The 16,796-nt window shown below is 43.8% G+C and carries 13 protein-coding genes; 8 read left to right on the top strand and 5 right to left on the bottom strand.

Annotated features, from left to right (window positions below):
- Positions 1 to 86 precede the first annotated feature (86 nt).
- Positions 87 to 830, top strand: a complete 744-nt coding sequence (locus LIN78_RS09540; RefSeq protein WP_227180558.1) for a beta-ketoacyl-ACP reductase — start codon at positions 87 to 89, stop codon at positions 828 to 830.
- A 46-nt stretch (positions 831 to 876) separates the two neighbouring features.
- Here the strand turns inward: LIN78_RS09540 and LIN78_RS09535 are convergent, their stop codons facing one another.
- Positions 877 to 1,677 carry a class I SAM-dependent methyltransferase gene (locus LIN78_RS09535; protein WP_227180557.1) on the bottom strand — a complete coding sequence of 267 codons (801 nt, stop codon included), beginning with the start codon at positions 1,675 to 1,677 and terminating at the stop codon, positions 877 to 879.
- 4 nt (positions 1,678 to 1,681) lie between these two features.
- Here LIN78_RS09535 and LIN78_RS09530 point away from each other — a divergent pair, with 4 nt between their 5' ends.
- Positions 1,682 to 4,015, top strand: coding sequence for a DNA internalization-related competence protein ComEC/Rec2 (locus LIN78_RS09530; protein WP_227180556.1), 2,334 nt, complete (start codon positions 1,682 to 1,684; stop codon positions 4,013 to 4,015).
- On the opposite strand, the gene LIN78_RS09525 is transcribed toward LIN78_RS09530, so the two are convergent.
- A complete protein-coding gene (locus tag LIN78_RS09525; RefSeq protein WP_227180555.1) occupies positions 3,977 to 4,939 on the bottom strand; it encodes a hypothetical protein in 963 nt (320 codons plus the stop codon). The genes LIN78_RS09530 and LIN78_RS09525 overlap by 39 nt on opposite strands.
- A 142-nt stretch (positions 4,940 to 5,081) precedes the next feature.
- Complete coding sequence (locus LIN78_RS09520) at positions 5,082 to 5,858, bottom strand: ParA family protein (protein ID WP_308443954.1); 777 nt, start codon at positions 5,856 to 5,858, stop codon at positions 5,082 to 5,084.
- Between the two features lie 266 nt (positions 5,859 to 6,124).
- On the opposite strand from LIN78_RS09520, the gene LIN78_RS09515 reads away from it, so the two are divergent.
- Both LIN78_RS09515 and LIN78_RS09510 read left to right on the top strand, forming a co-directional pair.
- A complete protein-coding gene (locus LIN78_RS09515; protein WP_227180554.1) occupies positions 6,125 to 8,353 on the top strand; it encodes a RelA/SpoT family protein in 2,229 nt (742 codons plus the stop codon).
- A gap of 122 nt (positions 8,354 to 8,475) precedes the next feature.
- Complete coding sequence (locus LIN78_RS09510; RefSeq protein ID WP_227180602.1) at positions 8,476 to 9,780, top strand: DEAD/DEAH box helicase; 1,305 nt, start codon at positions 8,476 to 8,478, stop codon at positions 9,778 to 9,780.
- 38 nt (positions 9,781 to 9,818) lie between these two features.
- Here LIN78_RS09510 and LIN78_RS09505 read toward each other — a convergent pair whose 3' ends face one another.
- Both LIN78_RS09505 and adh read right to left on the bottom strand, forming a co-directional pair.
- Positions 9,819 to 10,190 (bottom strand): DUF779 domain-containing protein, encoded by a 372-nt coding sequence (locus LIN78_RS09505; RefSeq protein ID WP_227180553.1) that lies wholly within the window; start codon positions 10,188 to 10,190, stop codon positions 9,819 to 9,821.
- Positions 10,191 to 10,317: 127 nt separating this feature from the next.
- Complete coding sequence (adh, locus tag LIN78_RS09500; protein WP_227180552.1) at positions 10,318 to 11,838, bottom strand: aldehyde dehydrogenase; 1,521 nt, start codon at positions 11,836 to 11,838, stop codon at positions 10,318 to 10,320.
- 381 nt (positions 11,839 to 12,219) lie between these two features.
- On the opposite strand from adh, the gene LIN78_RS09495 reads away from it, so the two are divergent.
- The 4 genes from LIN78_RS09495 to LIN78_RS09480 all read left to right on the top strand — a co-directional run bounded on the left by LIN78_RS09495 (position 12,220) and on the right by LIN78_RS09480 (position 16,783).
- Positions 12,220 to 14,079, top strand: coding sequence for a sigma-54-dependent Fis family transcriptional regulator (locus LIN78_RS09495; RefSeq protein ID WP_227180551.1), 1,860 nt, complete (start codon positions 12,220 to 12,222; stop codon positions 14,077 to 14,079).
- The gene (locus LIN78_RS09490) at positions 14,076 to 15,047 is read left to right on the top strand and encodes an NAD(P)H-quinone oxidoreductase (protein WP_227180550.1); all 972 of its coding nucleotides are present in this window, start codon (positions 14,076 to 14,078) and stop codon (positions 15,045 to 15,047) included. The genes LIN78_RS09495 and LIN78_RS09490 overlap by 4 nt, the downstream gene beginning before the upstream one ends.
- Positions 15,048 to 15,054: 7 nt before the next feature.
- Positions 15,055 to 15,894: an HDOD domain-containing protein gene (locus LIN78_RS09485; protein ID WP_227180549.1), complete on the top strand. Its 840-nt coding sequence runs from the start codon at positions 15,055 to 15,057 to the stop codon at positions 15,892 to 15,894.
- 112 nt (positions 15,895 to 16,006) lie between these two features.
- On the top strand, positions 16,007 to 16,783 hold the full coding sequence (locus LIN78_RS09480; protein WP_227180548.1) for an oxygen-binding di-iron domain-containing protein: 777 nt from the start codon (positions 16,007 to 16,009) through the stop codon (positions 16,781 to 16,783).
- Positions 16,784 to 16,796 lie beyond the last annotated feature (13 nt).

The following is a 16,796-nucleotide window of genomic DNA, read 5'->3' as shown; positions in this document are numbered from 1 at the left end:
TTTGCATGCTAGGATGATTTTGGGCCTCCAGCCTGAAAAGCGCGATTTCGCGCCATTAAACTAGACAAAGTTACCTGGAGAGGAACATGACTGCACAACAAAAAATTGCTTTAGTCACTGGTGGTATGGGTGGTATTGGAACAGCAATCTGCCGCAAATTAGCAGATGCCGGTTTTAAAGTAGCAACCACTTATAGCCGCCCAGGGAAAGAAGCGGAATGGCTGTCAGCACAAGCCGCAGAGGGTTATCAGTTTTACGCGTATCAATGTGATGTAACCGATACAGATGCAACAGCAGCTGCCATTCTGAAGCTCACCTCAGAACTAGGCTCAATCGATGTTCTTGTGAATAATGCCGGTATTACTCGTGATGGCACTTTCCGCAAAATGTCGAAGGATGCTTGGGACGCAGTAATTTCCACCAACCTTGACTCATTGTTTAATGTAACCAAACCAGTGATCGAAGGCATGTTGGAAAAGAGCTGGGGCCGTGTCATTAATATCAGTTCAATTAATGGACAAAAAGGCCAGTTTGGTCAAGCCAACTACTCTGCAGCAAAAGCAGGTATGCACGGCTTTACCATGGCATTGGCTCAAGAAGTTGCGAAAAAAGGCATTACCGTTAACACCATTAGCCCAGGCTACATTGGTACCGACATGGTAATGGCGGTAAAAGAAGAAGTACGTAATCAAATTATTGCTGGTATTCCAGTTGGCCGTTTAGGCAAGCCAGAAGAAATTGCAGGTTTGGTTGCTTACTTGGCAAGCGAAGATGCTGGCTTTATGACTGGTGCAGACCTTGCTATTAACGGTGGTCAGCACATGATGTAAGCGTCGTCTAACGACTGAGAAAAACGCCAGTTCTGCTGGCGTTTTTTTATGGTTTGATTGGTGCATATAAATCAAAGCGCGTACTTTCTCCAGATTGAGACCCTGAAGGCTTTAACCCAGCAAGAAAAGGCGCTTGTTTTGGCCGCTTCACCACCACTCGCTTCTTCGCCACTCGTCTAGCCAAATCTAATAAGCTATCCGCATCTGGGTCGCCACTTAGCAACTGCTGAAAAATAAACATGCTTTTTTTGGCTTTTGCTTGCTTCCCCTTTTCTGGAAACATGGGATCAAGAAAAACCACATCAAATGAAGCAGGCGCTTGTTTGGCAAGAAACTCATGTGCATCCACATGATTTAGCGTCATCCGTTGGATGATATGGCCCACCTCAGCATCATGAATCGCTCGGCGTAAACCATCTTCGAGCAATGCTGCCGCCAAGGCAGTGCGCTCACATAAAGTGACATGACACCCTAGACTAGCCAACACATAAGCATCCCCACCCAGTCCAGCAGTGGCATCCAACACTGTCAGTTGCTCGCCCGCTTTAGCACCCACCGCCCTTGCAACAGGTTGGCCAGCACCACCACCAAATTTGCGACGATGTTCATGCGCACCTTCTGCAAACTCGACTTTTAAAGGGCCTGGGGCTTGCGGACCACCAGACATTAATTGCAAACCTAGCTCATCCAGCATCAACCAAAATGCTAGATCGCCAGAAGGTTCCGCCTGAGAACACCATTCAAACCCATACGTTACAGAGATCTCTTTACCCAACTCTGACAGCGCAGCACTAGAAAATAGTGGCAATTGAGCAGATAAATCATTTATCATATTTTCATTTGTCATATAAATGCTTTTATTTGTTGCTAGTTGGCTACTTGGTGTCGTCATTTCGCTATGCTTACCTAGTTTGCCACCCTTCTCTTGGCTGTCTATTTTACTGGCTTTCGTTATTATTGGCGCTGGTATTCTGCAGCAACACTTTCGCTCACTGACAATCGCTGGTGTGGCCATATTATTCGCTCTAGGGACTACAATCCCAAGATTAGCTAGTCAGCAGCACCAGCAAATAGTTGTCTCAGAATTTCTCGACCACCATCTCAATCAGGCATTTACGGTTACTGGCCATATCGCCTCTATACCTGTCGTCAAACCACATTATCGCTCCGCCTTATTCACCGTTGACGCATCCGAGCAACTACCGGAAGCGCTTCATTTAATCAAAATATCTGCAACAGATGAAAGAGGCGCATCGCTTCCACAATGGCAAGCTGGTGAGTACGGTAGTTTTACGCTACGAATTCGCCCCATCCAAGGACAACTAAATCCGGGGCTACAAGATAAAGAAACGTGGAGTTTTCGAGAAGGTATTCAAGCAGAAGCCTACGTGGAAAAATATGCCCCAATTACCGCACAAGAAAGTTACGCATGGAATAGATTATTACTTCGCATGCGACATTATTTCCTAGCAAGTATCCAGCAAACACTAAAATCCGAGTCACAGTTTGGCATCATTACCGCACTCACGATTGGTGATCAGCAATATATTAGTCAGGACGAATGGAATTTATTTAGAAAGACAGGTATCACGCATTTAGTGTCTATCTCTGGATTACACATCACCCTATTTGCTTGGTTAATGAGCAAACTCAGCCTATTTCTCTGGAAACGGTCAGCCTATCTTTGTCGCCACATCCCAGCACCAACCGCCGCGCTAATTTCCGGCATGTGTTTGGCGACGATGTATACGGTGCTATCCGGGTGGTCGGTCCCGGCACAACGAACCTTATTCATGCTACTGATTATTGGCAGTATTCGACTAAGTGGCCGCCATATTCAAACCCTTCCACAATTGGCATGTGCACTTTGGCTAATTCTATTAATTGACCCGTTATCCGTGCTCGCACCTGGCTTTTGGCTATCATTTGGCGCTGTGGCTACCTTATTATGGGTCAGTGAGGGTTATTTAATATCACCTCATAAAATGACCATCTGGGTACGCACGCAATTAGGATTAACCTTGATTCTAACGCCCGCCCTACTTTTACTCTTTCAACAGTTTTCGATTATTTCTCCGATTGCCAATTTAGTCGCCGTCCCTGTTGTCAGTATTTTTATCACCCCTATTGCACTTGCGGGACTAATCTTTCATCCCCTCCTCATTCTTGCCGCGAAACTAATGACGTGCCTTATGTGGATCATCACGCCTTTAGGACAGCTAAGCTTTGCTAGTATCCAATTTGCCGCACCCAGTATTAGCCTAACCATACTCGCCACTTTGGGTGGAATCTTACTACTCACCCCAAAGGGATGGCCAGGCAAGTCGACGGCCCTCTTGTTAATTTCCCCGATCTTTCTACCAACCACCCAACGGCCAACAGTTGGGGATGTCCATATCGTCGTACTAGATGTCGGCCAAGGCTTATCCGTTTATATAGCGACAGCTGAACATGACATCATCTTTGACACGGGCCCCTCATTTAAAACTTACAAAGACAGTGGCCGGGACATCATTCTTCCGTTTCTGAAACAACAAGGGGTAAACCAACTGTCAGGATTAGTTGTCAGCCATAATGACAACGATCATAGCGGAGGGGCGAAAAGTATTTTAGAAACTCTGCCTGTGTCTAATTTTTATACCTCGCTAGACAGCCAACACCCACTGTCAAAGATTCAGGGACATCACGTCACGTGCAAAACTGGTTTAAATTGGAAGTGGGATGATGTTGCCTTTACCTTTTTATCCCCTGATCAATCGATTCTCGACGCAGAAAATATCGGGGACAACCACAAAAGTTGCGTACTTCGAATTAGCACCAAGTCTGGCGCCATACTTATACCTGGTGATGCAGAGATTCCAGAAGAAAATAGCATGATGGCAAACTGGGCCAAAGAACAATTGAAAAGTGACATTTTGGTTGCAGGCCACCATGGAAGCCAAACTTCCTCATCGCTAGCATGGATTCAAACGGTTCAACCCAAAGAAGTCATTTTTACGGCGGGAAAAAACAATCACTACCATCACCCTAATCGACAAGTCGTTGATCGCTTTAAAATGGAGAATGTCAGAACATGGACAAGTGCAACGGATGGGGCAATCTCGATTGATTTAAAAGATGGCAGGTATGAAATCAGTAAAATGAGATCAAGCAAGGCCAGTTTCTGGCATACACGTCACCACTGACACACCTAGACAATGTTTCTCACCTGACATTTCAAAAGAAGCTCGATGCAATGAAGACAACGTTGCAGGTGTTTTTCCAGGACGAGTCAGCGTAACAATGCAGTTGGCTAATTTCGTATGCATAACCGCATCTTTCGCGCCAACGCCAGGCATCGTAAACCGGGCAAAAAAGGCCGCAGGCGCTTGTACCTGCCCCTGAATTCTCACCCCCGCCTGCTTGGCATCAAACCGCCAAACCAACGATCCGGAATTATTATCTTCCATGATGCCATCACACAGACTATTGATTGCGTAAACACTTCCCGCATAGGTCAGGGTGAACATACTCATCCAAGGAGACCATTTTGCACCTAGCATCATTCTTTGTGTAGAACACTCAAAAAAAGCATGCGGATTATTATCAAACCCAACAACTTGTGCCCAAGCTAGTCTTCTAAATGTTTTTTGCCCTTGGTCATCCACCCTACTACCAAACCAACTACGCACCTCGATGGGTTCACCATCTAACCAGATCGTGCCATTAAACATTAAGTGTGATTGAACCGACTCGGTATCGACAGAAAGTAAAGGATTCGATTGCAATTGCTCAGTCAAAGGATGCATTTGCAAATCCCAAAACAAATGGCAATTATTACCAGGGGCAGAACCAGAAACTTGATCAGGCGTTAAGGTTGACTCATCTAAGCGAAGCTCATCAGTTTCATAGTTGATACGACAAAAAGAGTTAGGCACCTGCTGGCGTACATGCCACACAGCATTATGTTCACCATCGAAAAAGGCGGCTGCCACTTCTCCATTGCCAGATGTACCCGCTTGCGGCCCTGTATATGAAAGCCAAAGCGCTAGAGGACGAGTGGGATGATTCGCCCGAAGCACATGCACCTGAAACGGATGCGTCACCGCTGCCACACCATCTGCTGTCATTCAAACACCTATTCAAGTCTTTAGCTGGCAAATCTGAAGCGGGCGAATATATCGCTTCCAACACCGACTTGCAATCAACTTTTCGATAACTTGAGTATAGAATTTATCCTTGGCTTCGCAAGCCAAAATGGTGCAAAAAACCTTAAAGTGCCGCCTCCAAACAATCAAACAGTGATTGATAAGATTGGGTTAGCTTATGTTTCTTATCTAAGAAAATGAGTGGTGTTGATAATTGATGAGACTCACGAACAATCACAGAAGCGCCTAAATAAGCCGGCAATACTGGTAAGCCATCATTCGTTAATTGTTCGACTAACTGCTTAGGCAAACTCGCTCTCGGTTGGAATTGATTCACGACAATGCCTTCAATATCTAAGCTAGCATTGTGATCCTCTTTTAACTCTTTTACATTCCCCATCAAATGATGCAAGGCTTGCTGGGAAAACGTATCACAGTCAAAAGGTATCAAACATCTGTCTGCAGCTATTAATGCAGAGCGGGTGTAAAAACCTAATGCTGGTGGGGTATCAATATAAATACGATCAAATTCACTAGACAACTCTTCTAATACACTTTTTAGTTTATAGATCTTATATCTAGCTTCTAATTTATCCTCTAACTCAGCTAGCCTCGGACTAGAAGGCATGACAGATAAGTTTTCAAATCGGGTAGCATGGACAAATGCATTAGCCGGTTTGGCAAACACACTAACATTTAAGACTTGATCAAACATGTCGCAAGCAGTTGCTTCTAATGCATTCACTGCATCGCCTAGCAAATAGTGGCTAGCATTCCCCTGCGGATCTAAATCAACGACCAATGTTTTTAATCCACTTGCTGCGCTAACGGCCGCTAAGTTACATGTAATCGTGGATTTCCCCACCCCGCCCTTTTGGTTAAAAATCACACGTTTAATCACACATCCCCCTCATCACGCTTTGCGAACACAGTAGATTGATCGAATCCAATTGATTGTCATGCTGCAGTGCATTATTGATGAATAATAACGCAATTTCCAGCAAAAACATCAGCAATACTGAACGTTAGCAAGCAAACTAGGTACAAGAGAGTACAAAAGCAGCCTGCATATTCCCGAAATGCATTAAAAAAGTACAAAAGGGCATAGCAAGAGAGGCTGACGTCATGCAAAATATAAAGATTAGACGCTAGAATAAAATACACACCATGGTCTCTGTTGCTCATCCGCTCGCCAATCCTGATCCTCATTTACCAGATAACTTACTGGATGAGCTCGACCAAATTTGTGCACGCTTTGAAGAAAGCGAACAAAGAGCGATTCGTGCAGCCGCAGAAGTCGTACGTACCATCTATGCAGATCGCCTCAACAGCATTACCAACCTCCCACTGCTACAACATGCAATCGCGACCGCCGTCATGGTGGCCGATTTAAAACTCGATTATCACGCGGTGTGTGCCACCCTACTCTTTGCCACACCAGACTACTTGGTTAATTGGGAAGAAAATCTTGCGGACTTTGGTGCAGAAGTTGAAAAACTGATAGATGGCATCAATAAGGTAAGACAACTGCCATTACTAGCTGGCGACCATCTTACCGACCCGAAGCTCGCCACAAGACAAATCGAAATCATGCGCAAAATGATGTTAGCCATGGTAGAAGATGTCCGTGTGGTCTTGATTAAACTATGCTGGCGTACTCAAACCATGCACGGTTTGAAATACGCAGATCCGGAAAATCAAACCCGCGTTGCTAGAGAAACAATGGACTTGTTTGCACCGTTAGCAAACCGCCTAGGCGTCTGGCAAGTCAAATGGGAGCTAGAAGATCTCTCTTTTCGCTACCTAGAACCTATCCGCTATAAAAAAATCGCCCAACTGCTAGATGAAAAGCGGATGCAGCGCGAAGCGTACATTCAAGAAGTCTTAGATGTACTACGCAATGAACTAGCTGCAGCAGGCATCGAAGCAGACGTCGCAGGCCGCCCAAAGCACATCTACAGTATTTGGCGCAAAATGCAGAAAAAGCGCCTTGAATTTAGCGAACTATACGATATTCGAGCCGTTCGCATTTTGGTAAAAAGCATCAAAGACTGCTACACCGTCTTAGGCATTGTTCACCATTTGTGGCGCCCCATTCACGGCCAGTTTGACGATTACATCTCCCATCCAAAAGGAAACTTCTACCGATCCTTACATACGGCAGTTGTTGGCCCACATGAAAAAGGAATGGAAGTTCAAATCAGAACATTCGAAATGCACCAACATGCAGAAATGGGGGTTGCTGCACACTGGCGATATAAAGAAGGCGGACATCAAGATAATGCCTACGAAGAAAAAATTGCCTGGCTACGTCAACTATTGGCTTGGCGAGAAGAGATCAGCAAAGAGTCTGCCAATGCCGATACTCAAACAGAAATGGCAGAACAGTTTAAAAATGAACTGTTCCAAGATACTGTCTATGTGCTAACGCCTCAAGGCCGAGTAATTGATCTACCTGAAGGGGCAAGTCCTATCGACTTTGCCTATCACCTACATACAGACCTTGGCCATCGTTGCCGGGGGGCAAAAGTAAATGGACATATCGTCCCGCTAAGCTATGCGCTGCAAAATGGCGATCGTGTTGAAATTTTAGCAGCAAAAGAAGGTGGACCAAGTTTAGACTGGTTACGTCAAGGCATGCTAAAAAGCAGCCGTGCGATTGCCAAAGTACGCCAATGGTTAAAACAGCAACATCAAGATGTGCTCATCGAACATGGCAAGCAAGTCTTCGATAAAACCCGCCAAAAATATCATCCTGGTCAATTAGACCAAGAGAGAGTAGCGGAGAAACTCGGCTTTAAAAAACCAGACGAACTTTTTGCCGCCCTCGGTCGTGGTGAAATTGGTCCGAAAGCCCTATCAGAAGCGATGCTAGAAATTCCTCAAGTCACCCAAACAGTAGAGGTGACGGCAGAGGGAATGGTCAGAGAAAGCAGAACACCGCAAAACCAACAAGGCATCTTAATTGAAGGGGTAGACAACCTAATGACCTTGCTCGCCAAATGCTGCAAACCCGTCAAAGGGGATCCAGTAATTGGCTTTGTGACAAGAGGCAGAGGCATCTCCATTCATCGCCAAGGCTGCAAAACACTCGAACGCTTAGCCGCAAAAGACGAAGAGCGTTTAATCTCTGCCAATTGGGGCGTATTCAAAGAAGGTCGCTTCCCGGTCGATATTATCGTAGAAGCAACTGATCGGCCGGGTTTACTGCGTGATGTTTCAGAAGCGTTTAGTCGAGATAAATGCTACATCACCGCAGCGCAAACGCTCTCTCGCAACACAGAAGCAAGCTTACGCTTTACTGTCGAGATCACCGATCATGATCAATTACGCCAAGTACTCTCTCATTTGGCTAGTGTGCCAGGCGTAACAAAAGCGATGAGAAGACACTTATAGTCGAAATACAGCACGCCACTACAGCCCGCTTGTTGTAAATAGCACAAAGTAAACTATCGCAGTGAGTACTTCACGCTATAGCACTAGGTCTATTGTTGTCGCTCCGCTACAATACACTTAGCATGCTATTTAACGACTTACACCTATGTGATGAAATTATGCGCGCCATCACAGATCAGGGTTATGACGCGCCAACGCCCATTCAGGCAGCTGCCATTCCTATGGTAATTGCAGGTTCAGACCTGCTCGCCGCTGCTCAGACAGGAACAGGAAAGACAGCAGCGTTCACGCTGCCGATGCTTAACCGACTCCGTCCATATGGAAATACCAGCCCATCCCCTGCAAGGCATCCTGTCAGAGCCGTTATTTTAACGCCGACACGAGAACTAGCAGATCAGGTATATACCAACGTTCAAAACTACAGCAAATATTTACCCTTGCGTAGCACTGTGATCTTTGGCGGTATTTCAATGGACCCTCAAACCCAGGCTTTGCGTAATGGGGTTGAAGTCGTGGTAGCTACACCTGGCCGTCTATTGGATCATTTGAATCAAAAGAACATATCACTCGCACAAGTTGAATTTCTAGTGCTAGATGAAGCCGACCGTATGTTGGATATGGGCTTCATTAATGACATCAAAAAGCTGATGTCATTACTTCCATCTAAACGACAAACACTTTTATTTTCGGCGACATTCTCACCAGAAATTAAAGCGCTGGCAGATCAGCTACTCAAACAACCAGAAATTATTGAGGTAGCGAGACAAAACACCACTGCCGAAACAGTTACTCAGCAACTCTTCAAAGTTGAGGATGCTCAGCGTTACCGGCTACTCACCAAATTGCTTCGCCACCATGAGATGAAGCAAGTATTGGTGTTCACCCGCACGAAGCAAGCGGCAGAACGTTTAGCAAAGTCTTTGGTGAAAGATCGTTTTACCGCAGTTTCTATTCACGGCGACAAAGTTCAGTCCGCCCGATTAGAAGCACTTGCTGCATTTAAAGAAGGTAAGGCAACCGTCATGGTGGCCACCGACGTTGCTGCTCGCGGTATTGATATTGATCAACTACCACATGTGATCAATTACGAGCTACCAACATCGCCCGAAGATTACGTTCACCGTATCGGAAGAACAGGACGAGCCGGTGCAAAAGGCCACGCAATTTCTTTGGCTTCTCCAGAAGAAGAAAAGCAGTTACAAGGCATTGAAAAGCTGATTGGAAAACCAATTCCGCTAGAAGATAGCAAAGCAATGCTGTACAGCAGCCATAGTTTTGCAGCAACTCGCTCTCCACTCTATGTTGATCCAGGCATTATCCCTGGCCGAGCAGGTAGGCCAAGAGAAATTCCTGCTCTATTTCTACCGCCAAGACAGCCAAACGCAAATTCACTGACTGCTGTTAGCCAAGAAAACACAGAGCAATAATCCAACAAAAAAGCGCGACATTAAATGCCGCGCTTTTTTTACACCTTACCGGCCGAAACTAATTCCGCCCATTCATCATCTGCATACAACCTAGAACGCGTTAGAAATCGAACCCCTTCAGGCCCCTCAAGAGAAAACATTCCTCCACGCCCTTCTACAACATCAATAATTAAATGAGTATGCTTCCAGTATTCAAACTGTGGCTTACTCATATAAAACTCAGCACCGCCAATTTCGCCAAGGCAAATATCACTGTCACCTACTTGGAACTCACCCTTTTGGAAGCACATGGGCGAACTGCCATCACAACAACCACCAGACTGGTGAAACATTAATTCACCATATCGGGTTTTCAATTTAGTAATTAAAGCCAACGCTGCATCTGTCGCACTTACTTGAGTAACAGCCATCATAGACTCCTTCTCAAAAAAAGCGGCGTATCGACGATAGAAATCGTGATACGCCCAGTCACTGCCAGCATAAAGAGAGCCCTACTACCTCATTGGAGACAATAAAAGAGGTAGTAGACAACTACGATTAGAAGAAGCCCAATGGACTTTCGCTATAGCTCACCAACAGATTCTTAGTTTGCTGATAATGGTCAAGCATCATTTTGTGTGTTTCACGACCAATACCAGATTGTTTGTAACCACCAAAAGCAGCGTGAGCAGGATAAGCATGGTAGCAGTTAGTCCACACGCGACCAGCCTGAATACCACGCCCCATACGGAAAGCGGTATTCATATCACGAGACCAAACACCAGCACCCAAGCCATATAAGGTATCGTTAGCAATTGAAAGTGCTTCTGCCTCATCTTTAAAGGTAGTGACAGATACAACTGGTCCAAAAATTTCTTCTTGGAAGATACGCATCTTGTTATGACCTTGGAACACAGTTGGTTTCACATAATAACCACCAGCCAAGTCCCCCTCTAGGCTTGCAGCAGAACCACCAGCCAATACTTTTGCGCCTTCTTCACGACCAATATCCATGTAAGACAAGATCTTTTGCATTTGCTCATTAGAAGCTTGCGCACCAATCATAGTATCTTTGTCTAGTGGGTTCCCTTGTTTAATAGCTGCCACACGTTTAAGTACGCGCTCCATGAACTGATCATAGATTGACTCATGAACTAGTGCACGAGATGGGCATGTACACACCTCACCTTGGTTCAGTGCAAACAATACAAAGCCTTCAATCGCTTTATCTAGGTAGCCATCATCTTTTGCCATCACGTCTTGGAAGAAGATGTTAGGAGACTTGCCACCTAGTTCCAAAGTAACAGGAATGATGTTTTGAGCCGCATATTGCATAATCAAGCGGCCAGTTGTGGTCTCACCAGTAAAGGCAATTTTTGCAATACGGCTATTAGATGCCAATGGTTTGCCGGCTTCTAAACCAAAGCCGTTAACAATGTTCAACACACCTTTTGGCAGTAGATCTTGAATCACTTCCATTAAAATCAAAATAGATACTGGTGTTTGTTCTGCTGGCTTCAGTACCACGCAATTACCTGCAGCAATCGCTGGCGCCAATTTCCACGCAGCCATCAGAATCGGGAAGTTCCAAGGAATAATTTGACCAACCACCCCCAATGGCTCATGCAAGTGATAAGCAAAAGTGTTGTGATCCACTTCACCAATACTACCTTCTTGTGCACGGATACATGCAGCAAAGTAACGGAAGTGATCAATAGCTAAAGGAATGTCAGCAGCCATGGTTTCGCGAATTGGCTTACCGTTATCCCATGTTTCTGCAGTTGCTAATAACTCTAGATTTGCTTCCATGCGATCCGCAATACGGTTTAATACATTTGCGCGATCGGTAGTAGATGTTCTTGCCCAGCCATCTTTTGCAGCATGAGCAGCGTCCAATGCTAGTTCGATATCTGCGGCATTAGAACGAGGAATTTCACAAAATACTTTACCGGTAACTGGCGTGATGTTTTCAAAATACTCACCGCTTAATGGAGCAACCCACTCACCATTGATGAAGTTACCGTAACGAGTCTTGAATGGAACTTTAAAGCCATATTGTCCTGGAACGATAGTAGACATTTGTGCATCTCCTCTTTGGATTTATTAGTGTCCTGCAAGAACGTCTTTGCGTTTTGCATGCATTAACTATTGCACAAAGCGTGCCATCTTCAAGGCATTTGCATCGCAACAACCCTCAACCCTTTACTAACAAAGGGAAAAATATTTTAAATATTGCAACGCACCAAATTATTTTTCAGAAAATGCCAGATAGTTAAACTACTAAGTATTTTTTACTGCAACACAACGTCGTTGCAAATTGCAACACATGCAACAGTCCGTGCGACAGACAAGTTAAAACTCACAAAAAATCACTCGCCCAACGTGTTCGAATCAGATACATTTATATAAAAATCAAGCTGCTAACTACTATTTCTAAAAAGCAGCATAGGAGAACACAAGATGTCATTAACTGGCACGCCCTCTGCCAATGCCATCAAGAAGGCCCGTTATCAGTTCTTCGAAAAAGGAGAGCTCCCTCCCTTCTTGCCAATTTCAATTGCGCGCTCTTGGCAAAGATGTGCAGCATTAGGCATCAATTCACACTTAAGCAATAGTGAGCCCGTCACACGTTATGAACTCGATATTGCAAAAGAGCGCAGCACCTATCTTTTAAAACTTGCCGAGCCAGAATTAGATGTATTAGGTGCAAGCGTCGCAGACTCTGGCAGCATGATTTTGCTTACCGATGCGGATGGATTAATCCTAGATCGCAGAGGGGAAGGTACTTTTTTAAGAAAAGCAGAGCAAGTTGCTTTAAAACCAGGTGTGAATTGGAGTGAAACAGACAAAGGGACCAATGCAATTGGCACCGCATTAGCCGAAAAATCGATGGTGGAGGTTTGGGGGGGTGAACACTACCTACACCCAAATCAAGTTCTATCGTGTACTGCCGCACCTATTTTAACTCCGCAAGGAGAGCTTGCTGGAGTATTAGATATATCAGGAGACGCTAGACTACCGCAAGGCCATGCCAAAGGCCTCATTCAAATGGCAATTCGCCAAATTGAACATCGTTGGTTTTTAGAATTAGCGGAACAACATGCGCACATCCGCTTTCATACCAACCCAACATTACTCGGCACGCCTCAAGAAGCACTAATTATCTGCAACGATAATCAGATACTGTTTGCAAATAGAGTGGCAAAACAAACATTAAACCTAGAACAACAAGATGAAGGCGTTGCTTTAAATACTTTATTTATACGCGTACCCACACAATCAGAAATCGTTCAAATCATTCAGTTAAAAAATGGCCAGCAATATTCTGCCATTGTTAGAACAGCACAGCCTAAAACAAAAACAATCCCGACACCAGCGCCAGTAACACGCCCAGCACCTGCAGGCATTTACTGGGATAACGCCAGTCAACATCAATTAAGTAAAGCAACTAGAGCAATCAATGCAGAAATTCCAGTACTCATTTTAGGAGAAACCGGTACAGGTAAAGAAATATTTAGCCGTGCATTACATGCAGCTTGTAGTAGAAGAGACAAACCTTTTATTGCAATTAATTGTGCAGCAATACCTGAAGGATTGATTGAAGCAGAACTATTTGGTTATGAAGAAGGTGCTTTTACAGGGGCGCGCAAAAAAGGTGCCCCGGGGAAACTTAAAGAAGCGGATGGTGGCGTTTTATTTTTAGATGAAATTGGCGATATGCCGCTTAGCTTACAAGCCAGGTTATTAAGAGTACTGCAAGAAAAAGAAGTGAGCCCACTCGGTGGAGGTAAAGCAACTAAAGTAGACTTTATTCCGATCTGTGCGACACACAAAGACCTCACAGAAGCCGTCGCACAAGGTACATTTAGAGCAGACCTCTACTATCGATTACAGCATTTTGTTGTTAATCTTACCCCGCTTCGTGAACGAGAAGGGCTGCCCGATCTACTTGATACATTGTTTGAAAGTAGCGGAGCCAAAAAGCGAAACATCACATTGTGCGATAAAGCTCGGCTCCAATTACTATCCTATGAATGGCCAGGAAATGCACGTGAGTTAGCCAACCTTCTAAAAACACTAGTCGCACTAGCAGATGACCAGACACAAATTATCACATCAGACTTACCTGTCTACATACAGAATTTTAATCCATATAAACAGCAAATTAGCAACGAAGTTTCAGGACTAAATACAGTAACTGACAATGCGATAGAAGAAGCGCTAGCTAAATATGATGGCAATATTAGTGCGGCGGCGAAAGCGCTAGGAATCCACAGAAGTACAATTTATCGCAATATAAAAAGAAAAAATGCAACATGAAACAAATCCAAGTTAATCCAACAGATCAGAAGCTCATCGTTACAGAGGTCGAAATCCCGACACCAGCAAAAGATGAAGTACTAATTAAAGTATTTGCATGCGGTGTAAATCGAATGGACTTGCTACAAAGGCAAGGGCATTACCCCATCCCACCAACAGATAGCACAATACTAGGTGTTGAGGTTTCTGGTGAAGTGATTAGAGTAGGAAGTGAAACAAACTCAGGATTAATCGGTAAACCAGTATGCACACTAGTAAATGGTGGTGGCTATGCAGAATTTGTAGTTGCTAAAGCAAGAATGCTCATGCCAATACCTGAAGGATGGACAGTTGAGGAAGCTGCCGCCTACCCTGAAGCAGCGCTAACGATTCAAAATACCGTTCATCAAATAACACTCAAGCAAAATCAAAACCCAACCATCTTAGTGCATGGAGGCACAAGCGGGATTGGCGTTTTTGCAGTACAACAATTAAAAGGACTAGGTTACAAAGTCATCACAACAGTTGGCTCTGAAACAAAGAAAAAAACAGCATACGCTTTAGGTTGTGATTTAGTCATAAACTACAACACAGAAGATTTCGAGCTCCTCATTAAAGAGCTAGCTTATAAAGTAGACGTAGTCTTAGACATGGTAGCAGGGTCATACACCCAGAAAAACATCAACGTACTAAATGAATTCGGTCACCTCATTATTATCGCATTTCAAGGCGGGAGAAAAAGTGAAGTAGACATTGCAAAATTACTTAGCAAGAAAATTACAATCAAAGCAGTTACACTAAGAAGTCTGGAAACAGTAGAAAAAGTGAAGTTAGTAAATGACGCAATAAGACTTAACAACAACCTCTTTAAGATGAACAAAATTAAGCCAGTAATCGGTAGTACATTTAGTCTACAAGAGGCAGAGAGGGCCCACGAAGCACTCGCAAAACATAGCCACGTAGGAAAAATAATACTAAAGCCATATTGAGGAGCCCATGATGTTACAAGAACCCTTACCGAATTTAAAATCATGGGTGCTCTACTTTGAAAATGCAGAAATCCCAGTACTAGAAAGTACAAAGAAAACGCTCTTAGCACTAAATGAAGTTTCAGAAAGTTTAACAGCAAAAACATTATCAGAAGTGGTGCTACGAGACCCTTTAATGACAATACAAGTCCTCAGAAATATCCAAAAAAATACGACGCAAAACATCACCCCAATCACAACCGTAGCACATGCAATCATGATGCGAGGCGTAGAGCGTTTCTTTCATGAACACCAACCACAAAAAACAGTTGAAGAAACGTTACGTTTACATTTTGAAGCACACACACATTTAACAAAACTCATTCAAAGAGCACACATCGGAAGTTATCTAGCTTTATTGTGGGGAAAAATTAGGCATGATATTGAATCAGATGAGTTAGTAATCGCAGCACTACTCTACGATCTAGCAGAAATAATTTTATGCTTAACCGCACCCAGACTTACAATAGAGATACAAAGAGTTTTACAAGCAACACCTGGTAAACGTAGCGCAGAAGCACAAAAAACTGTACTAGGTGTAACATTTCAAGAGATTCAAGTTGAATTAGCGAAAAACTGGAAACTTCCTGAATTACTGCTCATTTTATTAAATGAGCAAGAAGACAAAATAAATTCTAGAGCACATATTGTAGCTTTAGCTAATAGAGTCGCTAGACATATACTTTACAGTCCGACAGACCCGGCACTGCCAGATGACTATAAAGCAATTGCAGAATTAACAGGGCAAAGCCTAGAGCAAGTACCTGAATACCTCGTACGAATCTTAACAAACAAACAATTGCTGTAAATCAAAGACCCCATCAACAAGAATCATATCTTTTCAGAATATTATTTGATATAAATCTAAATTCAACTGTCATGTACATGCTTCAATCATCAAATAATCAAGGAAAAGAAATATGGCGATAGAACTATACAATGATGGCAAACACGTCTGCTTAATGTTCACAGATTTAGTGGATGATGAAGCCGATCACGCCATACAAGCAAACCAGTTTTTGATTGTAGATAACGGACACGGTTGCTTGATAGACCCTGGGGGCAATATGACATACAACGCCCTAAGAATGGCAATGTATGAGCATTTTCAGGCAAGTGAATTAGACTATGTATTTGCCTCACACGCAGACCCTGATATCGTTGCCTCAGTAAATAAATGGTTAGTTCATACAGATTGTAAAGTTGCAGTATCAAAGATTTGGTCACGCTTTATCCCACACTTTTGCACAATAGGCAGCACAGAAGGCAGGATTATTCCTATTCCAGATCCAGGAATGCACTTCAAACTTGGCGCAAGTAGAATCGTAGCTGTGCCAGCCCACTTCCTTCATTCAGAAGGTAACTTCCAATTTTATGACAGTGTTTCTAAAATACTCTTTACCGGTGACATGGGTGCATCTTTAGTCGCACACGAAGATGCTGGAAAACCGATAGAATCACTAGAGAAACATGTGCCTTACATGAAGCCATTTCACCAAAGGTATATGTGTAGTCAAAAAATTGTACGCTATTGGGCAGACATGGTAAGAAGACTAGATGTGGAGTGGTTAGTGCCACAGCATGGAAGCCCAATTAAAGGGCAAAAAATGATTGAAGAGTATTTAAATTGGGTGGTAGAAATACCATGTGGCGTAGACATCATGACACAAAACAATTACCAACTACCACTAAAATAAAAATCCTCAGGTA

It is taken from the genome of Leeia speluncae (genome assembly GCF_020564625.1).
GTDB lineage: Bacteria > Pseudomonadota > Gammaproteobacteria > Burkholderiales > Leeiaceae > Leeia > Leeia speluncae.
Note: the sequence above shows the minus strand (reverse complement) of the source record. Positions and strands in the feature narration are given on the sequence as shown.

Coding starts and splice junctions, on each gene's coding strand:
- LIN78_RS09540 (WP_227180558.1), top strand. CDS start 87: ATGACTGCACAACAAAAAATTGCTTTAGTCACTGGTGGTATGGGTGGT.
- LIN78_RS09535 (WP_227180557.1), bottom strand. CDS start 1,677: ATGACAAATGAAAATATGATAAATGATTTATCTGCTCAATTGCCACTA.
- LIN78_RS09530 (WP_227180556.1), top strand. CDS start 1,682: ATGCTTTTATTTGTTGCTAGTTGGCTACTTGGTGTCGTCATTTCGCTA.
- LIN78_RS09525 (WP_227180555.1), bottom strand. CDS start 4,939: ATGACAGCAGATGGTGTGGCAGCGGTGACGCATCCGTTTCAGGTGCAT.
- LIN78_RS09515 (WP_227180554.1), top strand. CDS start 6,125: ATGGTCTCTGTTGCTCATCCGCTCGCCAATCCTGATCCTCATTTACCA.
- LIN78_RS09510 (WP_227180602.1), top strand. CDS start 8,476: ATGCTATTTAACGACTTACACCTATGTGATGAAATTATGCGCGCCATC.
- LIN78_RS09505 (WP_227180553.1), bottom strand. CDS start 10,190: ATGGCTGTTACTCAAGTAAGTGCGACAGATGCAGCGTTGGCTTTAATT.
- adh (WP_227180552.1), bottom strand. CDS start 11,838: ATGTCTACTATCGTTCCAGGACAATATGGCTTTAAAGTTCCATTCAAG.
- LIN78_RS09495 (WP_227180551.1), top strand. CDS start 12,220: ATGTCATTAACTGGCACGCCCTCTGCCAATGCCATCAAGAAGGCCCGT.
- LIN78_RS09490 (WP_227180550.1), top strand. CDS start 14,076: ATGAAACAAATCCAAGTTAATCCAACAGATCAGAAGCTCATCGTTACA.
- LIN78_RS09485 (WP_227180549.1), top strand. CDS start 15,055: ATGATGTTACAAGAACCCTTACCGAATTTAAAATCATGGGTGCTCTAC.
- LIN78_RS09480 (WP_227180548.1), top strand. CDS start 16,007: ATGGCGATAGAACTATACAATGATGGCAAACACGTCTGCTTAATGTTC.